The organism is Natrinema soli, assembly GCF_028618695.1.
Window position 1 is genome coordinate 1 of record NZ_JAQIVI010000611.1, and the last position, 20,794, is coordinate 20,794.

Annotated in this window: 22 protein-coding genes and 1 pseudogene; 5 read left to right on the forward strand and 18 right to left on the reverse strand. The window is 65.1% G+C overall.

Annotated elements, in window-relative coordinates:
- Positions 1-326: pseudogene (locus PGX04_RS27795) on the forward strand (hypothetical protein); the annotation flags it as partial.
- A gap of 60 nt (positions 327-386) precedes the next feature.
- Here the strand turns inward: PGX04_RS27795 and PGX04_RS27800 are convergent.
- Positions 387-857: a DoxX family protein gene (locus tag PGX04_RS27800; protein ID WP_273741447.1), complete on the reverse strand. Its 471-nt coding sequence runs from the start codon at positions 855-857 to the stop codon at positions 387-389.
- A gap of 141 nt (positions 858-998) precedes the next feature.
- Between PGX04_RS27800 and PGX04_RS27805 the strand changes: the two genes are divergently transcribed.
- A complete protein-coding gene (locus tag PGX04_RS27805) occupies positions 999-1,955 on the forward strand; it encodes a hypothetical protein (RefSeq protein WP_273741448.1) in 957 nt (318 codons plus the stop codon).
- A 17-nt stretch (positions 1,956-1,972) separates the two neighbouring features.
- Here the strand turns inward: PGX04_RS27805 and mce are convergent, their stop codons facing one another.
- The 5 genes from mce to PGX04_RS27830 form a co-directional block, all read right to left on the reverse strand.
- Positions 1,973-2,356 carry a methylmalonyl-CoA epimerase gene (gene mce / locus PGX04_RS27810; RefSeq protein ID WP_273741449.1) on the reverse strand — a complete coding sequence of 128 codons (384 nt, stop codon included), beginning with the start codon at positions 2,354-2,356 and terminating at the stop codon, positions 1,973-1,975.
- 96 nt (positions 2,357-2,452) lie between these two features.
- Positions 2,453-3,286 carry an aldo/keto reductase gene (locus PGX04_RS27815; protein WP_273741450.1) on the reverse strand — a complete coding sequence of 278 codons (834 nt, stop codon included), beginning with the start codon at positions 3,284-3,286 and terminating at the stop codon, positions 2,453-2,455.
- A 120-nt stretch (positions 3,287-3,406) separates the two neighbouring features.
- Positions 3,407-5,701 carry a PQQ-dependent sugar dehydrogenase gene (locus PGX04_RS27820; RefSeq protein ID WP_273741451.1) on the reverse strand — a complete coding sequence of 765 codons (2,295 nt, stop codon included), beginning with the start codon at positions 5,699-5,701 and terminating at the stop codon, positions 3,407-3,409.
- Between the two features lie 175 nt (positions 5,702-5,876).
- Positions 5,877-7,559: an acyl-CoA mutase large subunit family protein gene (locus PGX04_RS27825; RefSeq protein WP_273741452.1), complete on the reverse strand. Its 1,683-nt coding sequence runs from the start codon at positions 7,557-7,559 to the stop codon at positions 5,877-5,879.
- A gap of 88 nt (positions 7,560-7,647) precedes the next feature.
- The gene (locus PGX04_RS27830) at positions 7,648-8,013 is read right to left on the reverse strand and encodes a DUF7967 family protein (RefSeq protein ID WP_273741453.1); all 366 of its coding nucleotides are present in this window, start codon (positions 8,011-8,013) and stop codon (positions 7,648-7,650) included.
- A 56-nt stretch (positions 8,014-8,069) separates the two neighbouring features.
- Here PGX04_RS27830 and PGX04_RS27835 point away from each other — a divergent pair, with 56 nt between their 5' ends.
- Entirely contained in the window at positions 8,070-8,309 is a 240-nt protein-coding gene (locus tag PGX04_RS27835; protein ID WP_273741454.1) for a DUF8142 family protein, read from the forward strand.
- 23 nt (positions 8,310-8,332) lie between these two features.
- On the opposite strand, the gene PGX04_RS27840 is transcribed toward PGX04_RS27835, so the two are convergent.
- From PGX04_RS27840 to PGX04_RS27860, 5 genes are all read right to left on the reverse strand, one after another.
- Positions 8,333-8,917, reverse strand: a complete 585-nt coding sequence (locus tag PGX04_RS27840; protein WP_273741455.1) for a GNAT family N-acetyltransferase — start codon at positions 8,915-8,917, stop codon at positions 8,333-8,335.
- Positions 8,918-9,017: 100 nt separating this feature from the next.
- Complete coding sequence (locus tag PGX04_RS27845; RefSeq protein ID WP_273741456.1) at positions 9,018-9,368, reverse strand: DUF7344 domain-containing protein; 351 nt, start codon at positions 9,366-9,368, stop codon at positions 9,018-9,020.
- A gap of 187 nt (positions 9,369-9,555) precedes the next feature.
- Positions 9,556-9,771, reverse strand: a complete 216-nt coding sequence (locus PGX04_RS27850; RefSeq protein ID WP_273741457.1) for a hypothetical protein — start codon at positions 9,769-9,771, stop codon at positions 9,556-9,558.
- A 333-nt stretch (positions 9,772-10,104) separates the two neighbouring features.
- A complete protein-coding gene (locus PGX04_RS27855; protein ID WP_273741458.1) occupies positions 10,105-11,031 on the reverse strand; it encodes a DUF7983 family protein in 927 nt (308 codons plus the stop codon).
- A 134-nt stretch (positions 11,032-11,165) separates the two neighbouring features.
- Entirely contained in the window at positions 11,166-11,822 is a 657-nt protein-coding gene (locus PGX04_RS27860; protein ID WP_273741461.1) for an HAD family hydrolase, read from the reverse strand.
- Positions 11,823-11,944: 122 nt separating this feature from the next.
- Here PGX04_RS27860 and PGX04_RS27865 point away from each other — a divergent pair, with 122 nt between their 5' ends.
- Positions 11,945-13,612 (forward strand): aldehyde ferredoxin oxidoreductase C-terminal domain-containing protein, encoded by a 1,668-nt coding sequence (locus tag PGX04_RS27865; RefSeq protein ID WP_273741462.1) that lies wholly within the window; start codon positions 11,945-11,947, stop codon positions 13,610-13,612.
- A gap of 118 nt (positions 13,613-13,730) precedes the next feature.
- Here the strand turns inward: PGX04_RS27865 and PGX04_RS27870 are convergent, their stop codons facing one another.
- The 3 genes from PGX04_RS27870 to PGX04_RS27880 all read right to left on the reverse strand — a co-directional run bounded on the left by PGX04_RS27870 (position 13,731) and on the right by PGX04_RS27880 (position 15,429).
- On the reverse strand, positions 13,731-14,009 hold the full coding sequence (locus tag PGX04_RS27870; RefSeq protein WP_273741463.1) for a MoaD/ThiS family protein: 279 nt from the start codon (positions 14,007-14,009) through the stop codon (positions 13,731-13,733).
- Positions 14,010-14,190: 181 nt separating this feature from the next.
- A complete protein-coding gene (locus PGX04_RS27875; RefSeq protein ID WP_273741470.1) occupies positions 14,191-14,694 on the reverse strand; it encodes a YciE/YciF ferroxidase family protein in 504 nt (167 codons plus the stop codon).
- A 132-nt stretch (positions 14,695-14,826) separates the two neighbouring features.
- Positions 14,827-15,429 (reverse strand): FAD-dependent oxidoreductase, encoded by a 603-nt coding sequence (locus PGX04_RS27880; RefSeq protein WP_273741464.1) that lies wholly within the window; start codon positions 15,427-15,429, stop codon positions 14,827-14,829.
- A 162-nt stretch (positions 15,430-15,591) separates the two neighbouring features.
- Between PGX04_RS27880 and PGX04_RS27885 the strand changes: the two genes are divergently transcribed.
- Positions 15,592-17,172: an FAD-dependent oxidoreductase gene (locus PGX04_RS27885; RefSeq protein ID WP_273741465.1), complete on the forward strand. Its 1,581-nt coding sequence runs from the start codon at positions 15,592-15,594 to the stop codon at positions 17,170-17,172.
- A 24-nt stretch (positions 17,173-17,196) separates the two neighbouring features.
- On the opposite strand, the gene PGX04_RS27890 is transcribed toward PGX04_RS27885, so the two are convergent.
- From PGX04_RS27890 to PGX04_RS27905, 4 genes are all read right to left on the reverse strand, one after another.
- On the reverse strand, positions 17,197-17,946 hold the full coding sequence (locus PGX04_RS27890) for a hypothetical protein (RefSeq protein ID WP_273741466.1): 750 nt from the start codon (positions 17,944-17,946) through the stop codon (positions 17,197-17,199).
- 87 nt (positions 17,947-18,033) lie between these two features.
- The gene (locus PGX04_RS27895) at positions 18,034-18,627 is read right to left on the reverse strand and encodes a DJ-1/PfpI family protein (RefSeq protein ID WP_273741467.1); all 594 of its coding nucleotides are present in this window, start codon (positions 18,625-18,627) and stop codon (positions 18,034-18,036) included.
- Between the two features lie 114 nt (positions 18,628-18,741).
- On the reverse strand, positions 18,742-19,893 hold the full coding sequence (locus PGX04_RS27900; RefSeq protein ID WP_273741468.1) for a sugar-transfer associated ATP-grasp domain-containing protein: 1,152 nt from the start codon (positions 19,891-19,893) through the stop codon (positions 18,742-18,744).
- Between the two features lie 58 nt (positions 19,894-19,951).
- Positions 19,952-20,794: J domain-containing protein (locus PGX04_RS27905; protein WP_273741469.1), on the reverse strand; the 843-nt coding region annotated here is incomplete at its 5' end.

Genomic DNA, 20,794 nt, shown 5'->3' on the forward strand with positions numbered 1-20,794 from the left:
AGCGACTGCTGGCAGCGGACGTCCCCGCATCGGAACTCAAGACGGTCGCCGAGGCGGCCCACGACGCGGGTCACGACGCAGTCGTCATCTACCGAGCGGACGAACCCGTCCACACCGACCGGCTCGAGGCGCTCGAGAGCGCCGGTGCAACGATCCGGTACGTCGACGAGGACGATGACGACGACCTGGCGGACGCGATCGCCACGCACCGCGAGGACGGCCAGCTATACGCGTTCGGCTTCGAGGACTTCGTCACGTTCGTCGCCGAGGCGATCGACGACGTCGGCGGCGACCCGGACGAAGCGTTGATCGAAAACTTCGGCTGACGATCGGCGTCACTCGCTGCCGGACCGCGGGGCCGGTCTTGTGGTGCCGGCCCGGCGAACTCACGCGTCGGATTCCGTCGATCGGCCCAGTTGCACGAACGCGAGCGCCGCTCCCAGCAGGGCGGCGTTCTTCGAGAAGTCGTTGATCTGTTGCTGTTTCGCTTCCGGGTCGTCGACGTTCCAGAAGTCGTGCATCAGCGGCGTGGCGGTGGCGAAGAATCCGGCTACCGCGGCGGCAGAGGCGGCCGGCACCCGCCACAGCGCGACGCCGATACCGCCGAACAGGAGTCCGCCGCTTATCGCGGGCACCGAAAACGACGGGGCCGGGACGTCCTTCGTTTCGGCGAACTGCACTCGGCCCTCGAGGTTCCGGAGGTTGTCCGTCGCCATGAACGCGAGAACGGCACCGAACAGGACGCGTGCGAGCCGAAACGGCCCGCTTTCGACCAGCGATCGACCGTCCGTCTCAGACCGTCGGCGAGTCTCGCTACTACTGTCGCGCCGTGTCTCGCGTTGCAGGAGGTCGTTCATACGCATACGCTCGCGTATACGCGCGACGGGTTTCAGTCCGGTCGTGACATTTGCCTGTTTCGGGAGGAGTGACGGTCGCTCCAGCGGACAGGTTAGAACGCTTGACAAAGGTGTTTATCCCACATCGTGGTGGAAACGCGTATGCGACGACGAGACCTCCTCGCCGGTACGACCGGCGCGGTCTGTGGACTGGCCGGCTGCACGGGTTCGACGTTCGACCGGCTCCAGTCGGACCGTCCCGGTACCGACGGTGACGAGCCCGCTACCGACTCGAGCGCCGACACCGATCGGACCGCCAGCGAATCGAAATCGGACGACACGATCGAGGTCGGGGACCCCGACGAGGTTCCGTTCCTCGATGCGCACCCGCCACACGAGTTCGAGCTACGAAACGAGAGCGAGGCGGCTCGAACGATCTCCGTGTCGATCACGGCCGAGGGAACCGGCGAAGGCGACGGGGACGACGCACGAGGGAGCGATCGCGACGCGCTGCTCGAGCGGGATATCGATCTCGCGGCGGGCGATGCGATCACGCTCGTCCTCGTCGAACCGCGGACGTACGCGATCACCGCCACGACGAGCAGCGACGACGGTACGAGCGAGGCGACCGTCACCGACGGGGTCAACCGCAGCCCCTTCGACTGCACCCGCTCTCGATCGACTCTGACACTTAGCGATACCGGCACGCAGACGGAGTCGACCTCGACCTCGATATCCTGTCCGACTCCGGCGGTTGCAGACGCGTCCCTCGAGGTCGGCGGGCGGGAGTGTGCAGGCGGGACGGACGAGGACGGTGGGACCGTGGAGTTCGCGGACGAAACCGTGATCGTCGACGGCGATATCACGACGCCGACGCCGTGTCATACCCTCTCGCTGGCCGAGACGGACTACGACGAGCGACGAGATGTCCTCGCACTCACCGTCGCCGTCGGCGAACAGGAGGGCGACACCTGTATCGACTGTCTCGGCACCGCCAACTACGCGGCCCGAATCGACCTCGAGGGGCGGTATCCGGAGCGCGTCGAAGTCCACCACGAGACCGGCGACGAGAGCCAGCAGATCACTGCGGCCGAGTATGACTATTCGGCGAGCGAGTAAAACGAGAGCCGAGACGATCAGTGTTCGACGAGTTCGATCAGGATGCCACCGGTGTCCTTGGGATGCAAGAACGCAACCGAGTGACCCCACGCGCCCGGTCGCGGCTCCTCGTCGATCAGCGTCACGTCGTGCTCGCGAACCGTCTCGAGGGCCCCCTCGATGTTGTCGGTCGCGAGCGCGAGATGGTGAATTCCCGCCCCGTTGTCCTCGAGATACCGCGAAATCGTTCCGTCCTCGATGGGCTCGAGCAGCTCGAAGTAGCCGTCACCGCAGTCGAGGAAGACGACGCGCATCCCGTCGAACACCTCCTCGTGGACCGCCTCGAGACCGAAGAGATCGTCGTACAGCGCTGCGAGGGTCTGTGCGTCGTCGATCGCGATCCCGGCGTGGTCGAAGTGCATCGGATTGTACTGCACGGAGCGGCCGTGTTACTGTTATGATTTTTCGTGGCGTTCGAGTCGCACTCGAGGAGCGGGCCCGCCGCCTCGCGTCGGCCGTCACTCCAGTTGCAACTGGTCGACCAGTCGATCCGACGGTCCGCCGCCGAGTTCGAACACTGCGCGCATCTCCTCGGGCGAGAGTTCGAAGTCGAAGATATCCGCGTTGGCCTCGATATGCTCACGACTCGCCGCCTTCGGAATCGCCGCGACGTAGGGGTGCTGGATCAGCCACCGCAGGGCGACCTGCGCCGCCGACTTGTCGTACGGCTCGCCGATCGACTCCAGTCGGTCGTCGCCGACGACGGCTCCCTCCGCGAGCGGGCTGTACGCCGTCAGGAGAATCTCGTTCTCCACGCAGTACGTGACGAGGTCATCCGGCTGGTGGAATGGATGGTACTTCACTTGATTCGTGACGATCGGCGTCTCGGAGTGTGCCATCGCGTCCTCGAGTCCGTCAATCCCGAAATTGCTGATGCCGATGTGCTCGACCAGTCCGTCGTGCTGGAGTTCGTTCATCGCACCGATAGTCTCCTCGAGCGGTACCTCGTCGCTCGGTCCGTGCAACAGGAGGAGGTCGACGGTCTGGAGTTCGAGCCGCTCGAGGCTCCGTTGGGTTGATTCGTGTACGTCCGCTCGAGCGGCGTTATCGGGGTGGATTTTCGTCACGACGAAGACGTCCTCGCGGTCGACTTCGCTCTCGGCGACCGCCCGACCGACCGCGGTCTCGTTGTCGTACAACTGGGCGGTGTCGATCTGACGGTAGCCGACCGCCAGCGCGGTTTCGACGGCCCGCTGGCAGTCGTCGCCTGACATGCCCGCGGTACCGAGCCCGAGCGCCGGGATCTCGGCACCCTGTGCGATGACCGTCCCGCTCGTTGAATCAGTGCTCACGGCTCGCCGTTCGATACCGTCCGTATTCAAGCCAGACCCGGCGAGTGACGAGCGACCGGACGGGTTCGTCGGATCCGAAAAAGTGATGGCCGCGAGCCGAGCGTCTCGTCGTTCGAGACGTTACCCGTCGTCAGACGTCGCGTTCTCAGCGGTTTCGTTGTCGGCCGTCGCGTTCGCAGTGGTTTCGTTTCCAGCCGTCTCGTTGCCAGCCGTCTCGTTGCCAGCCGATTCCGCCATACCAGCGCCCCCTTCGGGCGGAGACAGGGAATCTCCCTCGCCCGGTGGAACGATCTGCATGACCGCGCCCGTGTCACCTTCGGGAACGCCCACCTGGTTCGCGAGGACGTACACGTTGCCGTCGTTGTCCTGCCCGAACTGCCGGACGAAGTAGGGGAACGAGCCGTCTTCGGTTCCCGCGACCTGGAGTTCCTCCATATTCCAGAGTTCGTCTCGCGGGACGACTTGTTCTTGACCCCCGACATCGGCATTTTCTGTTCCGTCACCGGCCGTCTCGTTGGTCGCGTTCGTCTCGTTCGTCGCGTTGGTCGCGTTCGTCTCGTTCGTCGCGTTGGTCACGTTCGTCTCGTTCGTCTCGTTCGTCGCGTTGGTCGCGTTGGTCGCGTTGGTCGCGTTCGTCTCGTTCGTCGCGTTACCCCCGCTGATCGGCTCGTCCTGCGTGTCTTCGGTCGCGTTCTTGGGGGCTCCCTGTTCGTCGGGACTCGCTCCTTCCGTCTGATTACCGCCATCTTCGCCGGTCATCGGTTCGCCTCCGCCGTCGGGTTCCGAGGCGGCGAGAAGCCGCCCCTGCGGTGACTGTCGCGCCGGGTCCGACGTCCAGTCGCCGAAGATGTACTTGCCGTTCAGCTCCTGGACGGCATCGGCTTCGTACACGTGGCCGCCGATGATCGTGATACCGACCGCCTGTTCCTGATAGACGTGAGGATACTCGACGATCGGGTCCTGCAGCTCTTGACCGTTGTACGGTGCTTCGTCGGGGGCCGAGTCGGGGCAGTCCTCCGGCGGCTGGCTCGGACTGTCCGTACTGAAGCAGTGGGTGCCTTCCTTGACGTTCCAGCCGTAGTTGCCGCCCGCCTCGACGAGGTTCGCCTCCTCGAAGAGGTCCTGTCCGGCATCGGAAACGAACAGCCGGTCGTTGCTATCGAACGAGATGCCGAACGGATTGCGCATCCCCCACGCGTAGTACTCGGGGAGGGCGTCTTCTTCGTCGACCAGCGGGTTGTCGTCCGGGATGCCGTACGGCCGGTCGTCACCCTCCGAATCGACGTCGATTCGGTGGACACCGCCGAGTAGATTTTCGGTGACGTCCTGTCCGTTCCCGCCTTCGTTGTCGTCGTACCAGTCCTCGACGTGGCCCTCCATATTATCGTTCGCACCGCCACCGTCCCCCATCGGGACGTACAGGTAGCCGTCCGGGCCGAACGCCATCGGCCCCGCGTCGTGGTTATACTGGGGCTTCTGAAACTCCATCAGGACCCGTTCGGACTCGGGATCGCCCCGACTCATGTCGTCGTTGGCCTGGAACTCGGAGACGACCTCGACGTGGCTCCAGCCGTCGGGCGTCTCGTCGTTCGGCGGCGCGCTGTAGTGGGCGTAAAAGCGACCGTTCTCCGAGAACTCGGGATGGAACTCGATTCCGAGCAGCCCGCGCTCGTCGTAGTCCTGGTTCGGATCCGCGTACTCACCCTCGAACGTTCCGAGTTCGACGAGTCGATCGCTGACGTCGAGAAACGGCTCGTCCTGTAGCCCCTCGTCGGTGACGACCCAGAGCTCGCCAGTCTGATCGGCGACGAAGTATCGGTTCTGGTCCTCGTCGGCGACCGCCATGTCCGTCGGCGCGGTCATCCCCTCCGCGAGGGTTTGGACGCCGATCTCCGTCCCCGACTGGAAGAAGGGCTGGCTCTGGCCGTCACCCGACTCCTCAGGTGCACCATCGCCACCACCGATTGAAACCTCCCCGCGCATCGTCGCCCGATGCGGCTCACAGTAGTACTCCGCCATCTCGCTCGTCGCCTCGAACTCGAGCGTCTGGGTCTCGCCCTGCTCGCTCATGAGTTCCGTCCGCTCGAGGTCCTCGCCCTCGCTGTCGACGATGACGAAGTTGTGTGCGGCACCGTCGAGATTCTCCCACGTGACCTCGTACGTGGTCCCCTCCTCGAGTTCCAGTGTGGGGTTCGTCTCGTCCGCGATGGCGTCGGGCGAAACGCCCTGCCAGCCGCTCGTTTCGCCGCCGAGTTCGATCGTCTGGGTATCGAACTGGGTGGCACCGATCCCGCTCAGACCGACGACACCACCTGCGGCCGCGGCCGCCTGCAGCACGCGACGACGGGACGCCGATGGATAGTTGTCGGACGACTCCGATACCGGGGTCGATCGCTCGTCGGATTGGTCGCTCATAGTGCGCTCACGACAGGCGGTTGCCCGAGACGAGGATAAACAGATCCGACCGTTCCTCCGAATTCCCCGTTCAATCGAGTGTTATCTTCGAATCACCCGACGAGACGGGCTGTAAAAGGGTATTACTCGAGTCGGATAGACGGTATTACGCGAACCTAATTCGATGTTCAGGCGCTCACATCGCGCCGCCGGGCTGGTACTCTCCGAACTCGTCGCGCATGACGTTACAGATCTCGCCGACCGTCGCGTACGCCTTGACCGCGTCGATGATGTAGGGCATCAGATTTTGATCGCTCCGCGCCGCGTCGCGCAACGCCTCGAGAGTCGCGTCGACCGCTTCGTCGTCGCGCTCTGCGCGGACGGACTCGAGGCTATCGATCTGGCGCTGTTGGTCCGCCGCCGTCACCTCTTCGACGTCCATCTGGGGCTCCTCGTCGACCTCGAACTCGTTGACGCCGACGATGATCCGTTCTTTGTCCTCGATCTCCTTCTGCCGGTCGAAGGCCGTGTCCTGAATCTGGCGCTGGACCCACTGTTGCTCGACGGCATCGCGCATGCCGCCGCGATCGTCGACCTCCTCTAAGATCTCGTATGCCTCTTCCTCGACCTCGTCGGTCAGGGATTCGACGTAGTAACTGCCAGCGAGCGGGTCGATGGTGTCGGCCGCGCCGGACTCGTGGCCGAGGATCTGCTGGGTGCGCAGCGCCGTCCGGACGGACTCCTCGGTCGGCAGCGCGAGGGCCTCGTCTTTGCCGTTGGTGTGAAGACTCTGGGTGCCGCCGAGAACCGCTGCGAGCGCCTGGTAGGCGACGCGGACGACGTTGTTCTCGATCTGCTGGGCGGTCAGCATCGAGCCCGCCGTCTGGGTGTGGAACTTGAGCTGTTTGGACTTCGGATCGTCCGCGTCGAAGCGCTCGTCGATGATGTCGTGCCACATCCGGCGGGCCGCGCGGAACTTGGCGACCTCCTCGAAGATGTTGTTGTGGCCGTTGAAGAAGAACGACAGCTGGGGTGCGAAGTCGTCGACGTCGAGCCCGGCCTCGATCGCCGTCTCGACGTACTCGATGCCGTCTCCCAGCGTGAAGGCGAGTTCCTGAGCGGCCGTCGAACCGGCCTCGCGGATGTGATAGCCCGAGATCGAGATAGTGTTGAATTTCGGCGTCTCGGAGGCGCAGAAATCGAAGATGTCCGTGATGATCCGCATCGACGACTCCGGCGGATAGATGTACGTATTGCGCGCGATGTACTCCTTCAGGATATCGTTCTGGATCGTCCCGCGAAGCTCCTCGCGGTCGACGCCCTGCTGGTCGCCCACCGCGATGTACATGGCTAACAGCACCGACGCCGGCGCGTTGATCGTCATCGACGTCGAGACCTCGTCGAGCGGGATGCCGTCGAAGACGGTCTCCATGTCGTCGAGCGAGTCGATCGCGACTCCGGCCTTGCCGACCTCGCCGGCGGCCATCGACGCGTCCGAATCGTACCCCATCTGCGTCGGCAGGTCGAAGGCCATCGAGAGTCCGGTCTGTCCCTCGTCGAGCAGATAGTGATACCGCTCGTTGGTGTCCTCGGGCGTCGAGAAACCGGCGTACTGGCGCATCGTCCACAGCCGACCGCGGTAGCCGGTCGAGTAGATACCGCGCGTGTACGGCGGCTCGCCGGGATTCCCGAGATCCGCCTCGTAATCGAGGTCGTCGACGTCCGCCGGCGTGTAGAGTCGATCGACCTCCTGACCGCCCGTATCAGTCGTAAACGTTTCCTTGCGCTCGCCGAACCGCTCGAGGACTGGTTCGACTTCCTCCTCGTGCCACTCCTCCTTGCTGGCACGGATCTCCTCGAGTTCGTCGGGGTCGAACATTATAGTTATCGTGGACCGGCCGGGGCTTGAACTTTGATGAACGCGCCGCGTTTGCGCGGCCGTCCCGCAGACCCGCGTTCCGACCGGTTCAAACGCTGTCAGTTGGATCGTGTTGCGCCGCCATTCGCGAGGCTTCGTCGGCGTAGCGCTCTCGAGTCGTCGAATCGTCGACGCTCCCGAGCGCATCGGACGAGACGAGTAACCCGGCTTTCGTCTCCCGCGCTGGTCCAGTAAAGCTCGTCAACGCGCGCTCGCGGCGGTGGTATCGGCGGCCGTCTTCGGTCGCGTAGACGAGGATGATGAGATTGAGTTCGTCGTCGCCGTAGGTTCGCTCGACGAGCCAGACGCGGACCTCGTCGCCTTCGCCGGCGTCGCTGGTATCGCTGTCATCACTGCCGTCGCTGTCGTCGGAATCGATCCGCGCAGCAGTCGAATCTGACTGGTTCGAATTCATGAGTGTCACGTCGATCGCAACAACCGCTTATGTCTCGAGCCATCGACGCCTCTGACATGGCAACGGAACCGACGGGCGGGTCCGACGACGCGGGTGATCGTCGCCGCGCCGCCCGCTACGTCGCACCGTTTCTCGCGCTCGGACTGGTGAATCTCGGCCTCTTGCTCCGCTGGGGACTGGATCCGCTGTGGGCGTTCGCCGTCCTGCCTCCGATGGTGTTTCTCTCCGGTATCGGCTGGATCGCGTTCCGCCACGGCTTCCCCGGGCGATCGGCCGGAGCGGGCCCGAACCGGTGACTGAAGTGAGGGTGACCTCACGGTCAGCGGCCCGTATCGTACTTGTACGTCGCCGATTCGGGGTCGATGCCGAAGTCTTCCGGTGACTCCTCGTCGTCCGCGTCGTCGCGCCCGTCCGGGGCGTTCTTGAACGCGTCCCGGAGCCGGTCGGGCAGTCGAAACTCGGCGACATCGATCGAAAGCGACACTGCGTCCGGATTGACGCCGTTGCGTTTGGCCGCGAGCCGATCCCGCAGAACGGGCGGCAGGGCCGATTCATCGATCCGCTGGAAGCCGAACTGGGCGAGATACCCCCCCTCGCCGGTCAGGGCGTAGACGGTGTCGAACCCTTCATCGCTCGCGTACTCCACGAGCCGTTCGACGACGTGGGCCCCGACGCCCTCTCCGCGCCAGCCCTCGAGGACGCCGATGCTGGTCAGTTCGCAGACATCCTCGCTCTCGTCGGGCTTGTGGACGCGGATGCGGCCGAAGCCGGCCTTCTCGCCGGACTCCTCGTCGACCGCGACGACGTAGTCGCGCGAGCGGAACGCCGTCTCGTCGAGACCCATCGATTCGATGTGATCCAGCAACCAGACCTCCTCTCTGTTTTTCGCGTCCCGCACGTACATGATTCGACGTAGGCGGCGTGCAGCCAAAAGGGTTTGTGGGGTGCAGTATTCCGGCGGTGGGGCCGCGATAACCCGAAACCACCCGGAACACCACCCCTCATCACTCTGTCGTGAGGAGGTCGAGGTACGGACTCACGGTCTCTCGCTCGACGAGCAGTGTCACCGTCTTTCGCTTCTCGTCGTACGCAACGAGATCTGCAGCAGCGAGGTGCGGAAGATGCAGGTGATAGAACCCGGTGAGGATTCGTTCGTACCGGTCTCGCGTGGGTTCGCCTTCGCGGACCGCGATGTACTCCGCGACGTCACCGAGGGGGACAGCAGCCGCCTTTTGGGCAAGATACTGCAGCGCGTACTGTCGACGTTCGTGTGAGAGCGCTTCGAACATCGTCGTTGGATCGATTTCTCGGCCGTTCGTGCTCACGTCGTCGGGGTCGGATGCGTTGGACTTCATGGGTACTTCGGTGCTCAGCTCACACGACGCGCTCGCGGGCGACTCGTCATTGAACGGCGTCAGCGGAGCATACGTAGCGTATCGACAACCGAGATCATATGTATTCCGATAGTCTCAACTGGCTTACAAACTGACTGTCCAGTGGGTCGAGTTTATGTGACAAAAGTAACGAAAACGCTCGGAGTTCTCAGTCGATAAGCTCGGGATCGTATTCCGACTCCGCGTCAGAGTAGACCTTTTGGACGTCGACGATCCAGTTCGGTGCATCGGCTACGGGCGTGGTGATCTCCCACTCCCCTTCGACCGGTTCGCCGTTCGCGTAACAGCTCACGATGACCGTTCTGAGGGCTTCTTCGAAGGAGGATGGCTGGTCGGGTTCTCGGATAGTATCTGAGGGCGTCATTACCACGGGAGAGAGCGAAGTCGCAGCATTCTCGTCACGGATTGGATCGTACTTTCGGGCTCCACACGTCTCAGGGGCCGTGTGTGAATATAACGTCATCGGTTATCGCGGTACGCGGACCGATAGTCGCCTTCCCAGGAGCCCCCGTTCCCAACGGTGGCAAACGCGGGTTCCGTCTGCAACTATCGCCCCGAAACTGGTAGCTCGTACGGAATACCAGTTTCGTTCAGTACGGGCGCAATCCCTTCGATTTCCAGTGATGGAACGCGCTCCCCGCTTTCCTCCTCGAGTTCTTCGCCACCGCCTCGCGGCCCCGACGCTCTCCGCGATCACTTATCCCGCCGACAGGGCCGCTTCGAGACGATCTTCGATGGCGTCCAGTTCCTCGCGCAGTTCCTCGCCCTCGGCACCCTCGAGGGCGTCGATCCGGTCGGCGATCCCCTGCAGCCGCGAGTACTTCTCGTCCTCGTCGACGCCGGTCTTCTGCACGTACACGTCCTCGTCGACGTCGTAGACCTCGCTCTCCTCGAGGTCGGTCACCGCGAGGACCACGTCTACCTTGTCCCGATCGATGCCGGTGACCCACTCGCGGGGGATGCCGCGCTCGTCGAGGGCGGCGAACACGGTTTCGGCGTCCTTCGGCCGGCGGCGCTCCCGCGTCGTCCGTCTCACGGTGCCGTACCGTCCGTGGAGCCGCTGATCGGGCCCGAGTCGCTCGAGCAGCGGCTCGCGGGCCGACCGGCGCAGCCTGTCAGATCCGTGCTGGACGTCCGACGCGAGCACGTAGAGATCGGTCAGCGAGTCGGTGTCGAGTTCCGAGGGGCTGTCGGCATCGATCTCCTCGAGCAGCGCCGCGAGCAGCATCGCATCGTCGTGAACGCGTTCCGGCGGGTCCCGCGCGTCCGCCGCCGGGACGAGAAACGGCGTCTCCCCGCCGACGGCGTCGGCGTCGTATCTGATCGTCTCGTCGTCAGTCGCGTACGTGTCGGCCAGCGTCACGACGCTGGCGTACGGCTCGACGCCCGGCTGCAGTTGCTCGACGGCGATCGAACCCTCGTCGAGTCGCTCGAGGAAGACGACGAACTGCTCGCGCCAGAGCGGCCGCCGTTCGCCGCTGTCGCCGAACCGGACCACGATCCGATCCTCGGCGGTTCGCTCGATTCCGAACGGCCGTTGGGAGACAGGCGTAATCAGTTCCGCACCCGGCTCGAGGGCCTCGCACTGGTTCCTGAGGGTCGTCCAGGTGTCGTCGGGTTCCATACGCAGCCTACGGCGAGCGGGCGGAAAAAGCGCGGCCACGAATCTGCCATCCGTCTCGTCTCGTCGCCTCGGGACGTGCGTCGATCGCTCGCGAGGCGATGATCGACGGTTCGGGTTCCGAGCTGCGTCGCCGTCTATCGGAGAACCGTCGGGAGCTGCGAGAGCGACGAGAGGTGGTAGGTCGGCTCAACGTCCATCTCGGTCGGGTCGTCGTCCTCGGACCGCGAGAGCAGCGCCGACTCGATACCCGCGTTATCGGCCGCCCGGACGTCGACCGCCCTGTCACCGACGTAGAGCGCCGACTCCGCCTCGAGATCCGCAATCGCGGTCTCGATGTTCGTCGGGTCGGGCTTGCGACGGGAGAGCCCGTCGGGAGTCAGCGGACAGCCGTAGACGGTCTCGAACAGGGATCGGAGCCCGAACCGCTCGAGCAGCGTCGAGACGACGGCCGGATGGTTGTCGCTAACGATCCCGAGGGGTTGCTCGAGCGACCGAACCGCGGTGATATCGTCGTAGACCGATCGCAGCCCGCGTTCGACCGCTTCGCGCTGGGTCCGGACCATCTCCCGTGCGGCCCGCGCACAGAACGTCTCCGTTTCGATGCCGAGGCTGTGACACCGTCGGGCGATCGACTCGAAGTCGCCGGCCACGATCGCCCGGACGGTCTCGGTCGCCGGCCCGGAACACTCGAGCGTCTCGTACGTTCGACCGAGAGCGTCGGACAGCCGCTGTGACGAGGGGGTCTCGACCACGACCCCGTCGAAGTCGAACAGGACCGCATCGTACACCATGCGGCGGGCGTATTCTCTCGAGGATCATACTCCTGTTGATCCGGCCGGCTCGCACTGCGAGTTCGATGGCTGCCGTCGAACCGGGACCCAGAGCTAAGAGCCCTCGAGTGCTATTCCGTCTCATGCTTCACGCAGAAGGGCCGCTGCTCACCGTCGACGTCGGTGAGCGAACGGCATCCGAGACGACCATCGACGACGTGCTCGAGACGAACGTCGGTGGGCGGGCGGTCGCGACCGCGCTGGCCCACGAACGAATTCCGTTCGACGCGGATCCGTTCGGACCCGAAAACCGCGCGTATCTCGCCACGGGACCCCTCCAGCAGTCCGGTATGTCCTTTACCGGTCGAATGAATATGACCGGGCTCTCGCCGCTGACCGACGGCCTGGTCTCGACCAATGCGGGGGGCTACCTCTCGCGGAACTTCGTCGGGACGGGAATCAGCGTCCTCGAGCTCGCCGGACGGAGCGACGAGTTGCTGGCCGTTCACGTGACGGATCAAGGCGTCGAGTTCGAAGCGGTGCCGGGGCTCGAGGGGGCGACGGTACCGGAGACCTCCGAATACGTGACCGAACGCCACGGCCTCGGCCCGGACAACTGCATCGCGATCGGGCCGGCCGGCGAGAACCGGGTTCGGTTCGCCTCGGTGATGACGTTCGACTCGCGAGCGTTCGGTCGCGGCGGACTGGGTGCGGTTCTGGGATCGAAGAACGTCAAGTGCATCACCTTCGAAGGTGACGCCGCGCCGACCGTCGAGATTCCGGATCCGCCCGAGATGGACGTCCACCGCGAGGCGGCGCAGTCGGACGACCTGATGCGGCGACAGGGGACGACGGGCAGCACCGAGTTCATCAACGACAACTTCGCGCTTCCCACCCGGTACTTCAGCGAGTACGAGTTCGAGCACGCGGATCGGATCGGCGGCAACGCCGTCGCGGAAAAGAAGTACAAGAAGGGCGCGTGCTCGGCCTGCGCCTACGCCTGCAAGCTGCCGACGCGGGACGAGGAGACCGGCGTCGAAACCGAAGGCCCGGAGTTCGAAACCGTCTACGCGTTCGGCTCGAGCCAGGGCGTCGGCGACATCGTCGACGTGATGCGGGCGAACGAGCTGTGTGACACGCTCGGAATGGACACCATCTCCGCCGGCGTCACCGTCGCGGCCTACCTCGCGAGCGAGGACGAGTTCGGGAACGCGGAACTCGCGCGGGAGATCACCGAACGGATCGCGTACCGCGAGGGGATCGGCGATATCCTCGCCGAGGGAGTCGATCGCTGTCACGACGAACTCGGCGTCGACAACTACACCGTCAAGGGGATGGAGTTCGCCGCCCACGACGGACGGGTTCTCCACGGGCAGGGGCTCTCCTACGCCCTCGCGAATCGCGGCGCTGACCACATGTACGCCGGCATGTTGTCCCTCGAGTACAGCGGCGAACTCGATCCGGAGGGCACCCTCGGGAAGGCCGAGCGGCTCGTCCACGAGGAGAACGCGGCGGCGTTTCGGGATACGGGCATCGTCTGTGCGTTCGGTAGCGACTACGTCACCGACGACCGACTCGAAACGCTGTTCGACGCCGACTATGCGGACCTCATGGAAATCGGTGCCCGGACCGTCAGTCTCGAGCGTCACTTCAACAACCAGCGCGGCTTCGACCGCGCCGACGACGGGTTACCGTACGAGATCCCCGACCTCGAGGCGGCGATCGACGAGTACTACGCGGCGCGGGGCTGGACCAGCGCCGGCGTCGTTCCGGATGCGGCGCTCGAGACGGTCGCACCGTCGGCGGACTGAGACGGTCTGGCGTACCGATGTCCCGGCGCACCCGCAGGACGGTTCGCGGGTGTGCCGGAACTGACGGACAGCAGTCCGTACGGCGGGAGAGAACGAGGCGGGACCGAAACCGCCCGGATCACCCGCCGTATACTAACGGAACCAGTCGAATCACTGAATCGGCCGCCAGTTCCGTCTCGAGGCCGTCGATGTGGACGACGTTCTTCGTGTCTCTGGTGACGACCGTGTCTCCAGCCAACCCGTCGCCGTCGTCCGCCACGAGTTCGCCCTCGAGCGGGTACGCGGCCTCGAGTTCGACCAGGAGTTCGCCCACGGTTTCGGCGTCAGTCTCGTAGAAAACCGTCTTCTCGCCGACCGCGTCTCGAAAGGGGCCGAAGAAGACGCACTCGAGTTGCACACCGTACCGTTTGATACGATCGCTCTTGTACCCGAGGGGTCAGTCGACTATTGCCGATCGATTAGGAAGACGACTGCTGATCGGTCGCCGCTCGTCTGAGTTCCCGCTCGAGAAGCGAACGGGCTCGGCGCGTACGGAGGTGAGAATCGGAGAGCTACCCGGTATCGCTGCGTATCACGAGTTACGACGGCGTCAGCCGGTCCCACAGAGACTTCATGTCCTTCGCCGTCGCCATCGCCTCGAGTTCGCGAAACGCGGATTTCTCCTCGTCGTAGTTCGACTTAAGGGGAGTCTGGACGTCGTTGCCGAGTTCGAGTCGTTCCGCGATCGTCGTCAGCCCCTCGTAGGCCGTCATCTCGACGCGTTCGGTCATCATCCCGGCGTTCAGGTAGACCATGTTGAGCAGTTCGTCGTCCTCGATCTCGGCTTCGAGTTCGCGATGGTCCTCCTCGAGCCCGTCGAGGATGGCGCAGTCCCGCGCTTCCGCGGGTCGGTCGAGCGCGGCGAAGACGTCCTCGATTCGCTGAACCTGTGTCCGCGTCTCGTCGCGGTGGTCGGCGAAGCCCTGACTCATCCGGTCGTTGGTGGTGTTGCGAGCCATCTCGTCGAGCGTCTCGACGAGCTCCTGTTCGACGTAGTACTGTTGTGCGAGCTTGTGGACGAACAGTTCGTGGAGATCATTCATTGCCATACGAAGACACTGTAGTAACCAGTTGCTTAGTCGCACGCCCCGAACACGCAGGTGCGGCGCTATCGGTCGGTTTCACCGGCCGCGTACCGTTGAAATCGGATAGGGTCCCACCGTCCTCCGACTCAGTCACGCGACGTCGTCGGGCACGTCGAAATCGTGGAAATGCTCGCCTTTCTCCTTGCTGAGAATGTCCAGCGCCGCCGACGCGCCGTCGCCCGCCGCGATCACGGCCTGCCACTCCTCGTCGCGGACCATCGCGCCCGTCGCGTACAGGTCGTCGATGCTCGTCTCCGTGTCCAGATCGACGTCGACGGTGCCGTCGTCGGCGAAGTCGACTCCGAGGTCCTCCGCCACGGAGCGGTCGGCACCGGTCGCAAGTACCACGTAGTCCGCCTCGTACTCGCCGTCCTCGTCGACGGCTTCGCCGTCTGCTCGTTGCGTCTCCGACGCAACGCTGGTCTCGACTCGGAACCCGTCGTCGCCGGGGTCGACGTCGGAAACTTCCTCGCCGACGTGGACGTCAGCCCCGCGGTCGCGAACCTGTCCGCGCGTGAGTTCCATGAATTCGCTGCCGCTGATGCTCCTGATGCCGGGATAGTTGAACAGGTGGGCCTTGTGCATCCACGTCTCGTCCGTATCGAAGACTACCGTCTCGAGGTCGTTTTTCGCGGTGAAGAGCGCTGCGCTCAGTCCGGCGGGACCGCCGCCGACGATTGCGACGTCTGGCATGATCGATGTCACCACGAACGGCGGGATAAAAAATTCCGACGGCTGCAGTGACCGTCACGTCTCGCCGAGAGTCACCCGCCGTGAGGAAATCGCTCGACGGCAGTCGATCGCACCCCCGATTCCTTTTGCCTCGAGTGTGGATAGCCCGACCCACAGATCACAATGGCGGACCAGATCCTCCCCGAGTCCCCGCGCGAAGAGTCGCTGTGGCTCGCCACGACGCCGACGACGGAGTACGGCCCCCTCGAGGACGGCCTCGAGGTCGACGTTGCGATCGTCGGCGGCGGTATCACCGGCCTGACCGCGGCGATCGAACTGACGGAGGCGGGACGATCCGTCGCGGTCATCGAGGCGGATCGCATCGTCGAGAGTACAACCGGTCACACGACGGCCAAGCTGACCTCCCAGCATGGACTGATTTACGATACGCTCCTCTCAGAGTTTGGTCCGGAGAAGGCGCGACAGTACGCCGACTCGAACGAGGCGGCGATCGACGCGGTCGAACGGCGCGTCGACGACGAGGGTATCGACTGTGACTTCCGTCGAACGGCGGCCTACACGTACGCCGCGTCGTCCGCCGACGTCGACCGGATCCGCGACGAGGTCGACGCCGCACGGCGGCTCGATCTTCCGGCGGCGTACGTCGAGGAGACGCCGCTGCCGTTCGACGTGCCCGGTGCGATCCGCTTCGACGGGCAGGCCCAGTTCCATCCGCGGAAGTATCTGCTGGCGATCGCCGAGGAAATTCACGGTGACGGGAGCCACGTCTTCGAGGAGACCCGCGCGCTCGAGGTCGATCCCGGCTCGCCGTGTCGCGTCGAAACCGAGCGCGGCGAGGTCGTCGCCGACGACGTGGTGGTCGCGACGCACTTTCCCGTCCTCGACCGCGCCGGCTACTTCGCGCGGATGCATCCCCACCGCGCGTATCTGCTCGCCGTTCGGGTCGCGGAGACGCCCCTCGAGGGGATGTTCTACAGCACCGATTCGCCGCCGGCGACGATGCGAACGTATTCACCGTGCGCGTCGGTCGGTAGCGGTTCCGATGGCGGCGATTCCGACGACGGGGAACTCCTCCTGGTCGGCGGCCAGAGCCACAAGCCCGGAATCGATGGCCCGCCGACCTCCGAACGGTATCGGCGCTGCGAGGCGTTCGCCCGCGAGCACTTCGACGTCGAGTCGATCGAGTACCGCTGGTCGACGATGGATTACTCGCCGGTGGACGACGTCCCGTTCATCGGGAAGATCGATCCCCTCTCGGAGCACGTCTACGTCGGCACCGGTTTCAAGGGGTGGGGGATGACGACCGGGACGGCCGCGGGGATGCTCCTCGCAGATCTGATCGTTCAGGGCTCGAGCCCCTGGGCCGATGTCTTCGACCCCCAGCGGTTCACACCGAAAGCGTCGGCCAAGAGCTTCCTCGAGGAGAACGCCACAGTCGGCGGCAGTTTCGTCGGTGATCGGATCAAATCGCTGCTCGCCGCGCTCGGTGCCGACGGAACGGCTGACCTGCCCCCCGGCGACGCCCGCGTCGTTCGACGCGCGAGCCAGCCGGTCGGCCTCTACCGCGAGGAGGAGGGAACGGTCCACGCCGTCTCGGCGACCTGTCCGCACATGGGCTGTCTCGTTCGGTGGAACGACGCCGAGGAGACCTGGGACTGCCCCTGTCACGGCTCCCGGTTCACTCACGAGGGCGAGGTGCTGTCGGGCCCCGCGGTCGAAGGCCTGTTGTACCGAGAGCTCTGATCGCGGCTTCGAGAATCGATACTGTTAGAAAAGCGGCACCGCATCGAGATCGATGCGGTTCTGTTCTGGCACCGACTCGGCGGACTCGCTCGAGACGGCGTACTCCCCCCGTTCGACCATCCGTTCCTCCGCGTTATCCGGGAGCACGATCACGCCTCGGACGAGCAGCGGTGCGATCACGCCGGCTGCGACGGCTCGCGGATCGGACAGTGGCGCGCGAACGACGACCCGATCGTCCGCTTCGAGGCCGTTCTCCGCGACCACCGCGCGTGCGGCCTCGAGTAATTCTCCGTGCGTAACGGTCCGATCACCGTCGCTCAGAATCGTCGTCTCGGGACCGATAGCCAGCGGCGGAAACGACGGGTTCTCGGTCCAGATACCGGCGTCGAAGTGGTGGACGTCCGGCGCTTCGGGGTTCGATCCGTAACCGACGCGCTGTGCGCCGCGCGGGAGGTCGTACTCCTCGAGGGCCGAAACGGGTGCGACGAGGGCCCGAAAGTCCTCCGCGTCCGCGAGGTCAGTCGGCGGCTCGAAACGGGTGGTTCCCTCGAGCAGCGTAGTCCCGAAGAAGGCGAGTAGTGCGAGCGGGCCGTCGCCGACGACGCCGACGGTGACGTCCTCGCGAACGCCCGCGTGGCGCAGGAAGTTCCCGGCCTGCCACGAGGAGGTACACAGCCAGTGGTAGTCGTACTCCCGACCCGTCGCGTCGACGAGCCCGATCCGGTCGTCGCGGAGCTCCCGGGTAAACAGCTCGTCGACCGTCCCAGCGTTCATACTCGAGAGTGGGAACCGGGGCGGAAAAAGGACGCCGACTCGCGTCGCCGGCGTCGCCGTCGCGGCCCGCCGTACGGCGGGGTGAGGTCAGTCGTCCGCTGTCGCCGGCTCGGCATGGTCGATGTCCGTCCCGAGACACTCGAGGAACTGCGCGAGCCACTCGGGGTGGTCCGGCCACGCCTGTCCCGTCACGAGATTTCCGTCGCGCGTGACGCCGTCATTCCAGTCTCCGCCCGAGATCCGGACGTCCGCCTCGAGCGCCGGATAGCCGGTACAGGTCCGCCCCTCGAGCACGTCCGCCGCGGCGAGGATCTGGACGCCGTGACACAGCGCCGCGACCGGTTTGTCCGCCTCGAAGAAGTGGCGGGTTATCTCGAGCACCTCGTCGTACGTTCGGAGGTACTCGGGTGCGCGCCCGCCCGGAACGACGAGCGCATCGTAGTCGGTGGGATCGACGGCCCCGAAGTCGTGGGTTACTTCGAATTGGTGCCCCGGCTTCTCGGTGTACGTCTGGTCGCCCTCGAAATCGTGGATGGCCGTCGGACAGGTGTCGCCGGCCTCCTTTTCGGGGCAGACGGCGTGAACCTCGTGACCGACCATCTGGAGCGCCTGGAACGGCACCATTACCTCGTAGTCCTCGACGTAATCACCGGCGAGGAGCAGTATCTGTTGTGCTGGCATGGGTATCCCCGTCAAACCGTTCGGTCGCAGCGGCCATAGGTGTGTTGTATGGTACCGTGAACCACAGGCACGAAGCTATCGCTCGAGTCGACCGCTCGAGCGCCGTCGCTCGCCCTATATCACATCGTGATTCCGATAGAACCGACGCGTTCGGTCGTCGGTCAACAGCGGTCGGTGAACCTGGAGCGAGGCGACGCCCGGATAACTGTTGGCCTCGATGATCTGGAACTCGCCCTCGCCGGTGACGACCAGATCCCAGCCGACGTAGGGAACGTGAGAGAGCGCTTCCGCGATCTCGAGCAATCGGTCGCGAATGTCCGCCCAGCCGGGAATCTCCGTTCCCTCGATGCGAGCGCCGGTCTCGGGATGCGTCTCGTGCCAGCCGACGATCCCGTCGTGCGGATACTCGGCACCGGCACTGAGAGCGCCCGTCTCGCGGTCGATCTGTGCACTTAACCCACCGTTAGAGAAGTTGTCCACGGGGACGGAGTCCCGCGTTCCGATTCGATGAATCGCGATCGGGACGAACGCCTCTCCCGCTCGCTCGTCGTACATCGTCAGGACTCGAAGCGTGTTCGCCGTGTCGGGGAACAACTCGTTCGCGTAGTCGGCCTGTTCGACGAACTCGCAGACGAGGTAGTTCTCGAGGCCCGCGAGCGTCTCGACGAGGTCGGACTCGCTCGTCCGCTCGCCGTCGAACCGGTACTCGCCGTCCACTCGCTCGAGGAAGTGGACGTTGTTCCCGCCGCCGCCGCTGAACCACTTCAACACGAGCCGGTCCCCGTCCGAGAGGACGTCGTCGAGCCAGTCGATCGGTTCCTCGGTTGGCCCCATCGTTTCCGATCCGGTCGAGTGCTCGAGCTCGATTCCGCCGTCGGTCAGTGGCGTCCGGTCGGCGGCCGGATCGAACGCGTGAAAGCGCCCGTTTGCGAGCAGTCCGTAGACGGCCGGGCGATGAGCCGGGAACTCCCCGAGGACACGATGGAAGGCGAGCTTGTTGTCGATCAACGCGTTCCAGTGGCCGTTGATCTGCTTCGTCCCGACGAAGCGCTGGTAGTCGGTGAGGTACGCGGCGGGGTCGTTCGATTCGAAGTCGTAGATCACGCCGGACTTGCTCAGAAAGCCGCGCCGGTAGAGTCGGAGTCGGCGACTGGCAGGGAGGTCGAACGACGAACCGGTCCGCCGTTCCGTCCGAAGTAGCTTGCGCACCTGATTCGCAGATCGGTACGTTCGAGCGATGTTCATCACCGAGGACTGACGGGCCATGCCCCATATTTACCGGTGAGATAACAGTTGTGCCCGCTGCGAGGAACTGTCCCGCTCGCTAGAACGCCCGCTTGATCTTCTCGAAGAAGCCCTCCTTCACCTCGATTTCGTCGCCGCCGGCCTCCGCGAACTCCTCGAGCGCGTCGCGTTGCTCCTCGTTCAGGCTCTCGGGGGTGACGACCTGCACCTTCACGAAGAGGTCTCCCTGTCCGCGACCGCGCAGGCGCGGCATGCCCTTCCCCTCGAGGCGGAAGGTCTCGCCGCTCTGGGTCCCCGTCGGAATCTCGAACTCGGCCGCACCCTCGAGCGTCGGCACTTCGACGGTGTCGCCGAAGGTGGCCTGCGGAAACGAGATCGGCAGCCGGTACCGGAGGTCGTCGCCCTCGCGTTCGAACGCCTCGTGCTCGCGAATCGAGACGTCGATCAGCAGATCACCGTGGGGACCGCCCTCGGGGCTCGGTGCGCCCTCGCCCTCCATCCGAAGGGTCTGGCCTTCCTGAATGCCGGCCGGGACCTCGACTGTCAGCGTCGCCTCGTTTCGGACGTAGCCCTCGCCGCGACACTCCCCGCACGTCTCCGAGTACAGCGTCCCCTCACCCTCACAGCGGGGACAGGCCGTCGTCTGCTGGACCCGGCCGAGGGGCGTCTGCTGGACCTGGGTCACCTGCCCTCGCCCCTGACACTGCGGACAGGTCTCGGCGTCGGCCTCCGGCGGGTGGCCCTCGCCCTCGCAGACCTCGCACTCCTCGGGCCGCTCGACGCTGAACTGCTTTTGTGCCCCCTCGTAGGCCTCCTCGAGATCGATCTCGAGTCCGGTTCGCAGGTCGCGTCCCTTGCGGGGTCGACGGCGGCCGCGTCCACCGCCGCCACCGCCGCCGAAGACCTGCTCGAAGAGGTCGCC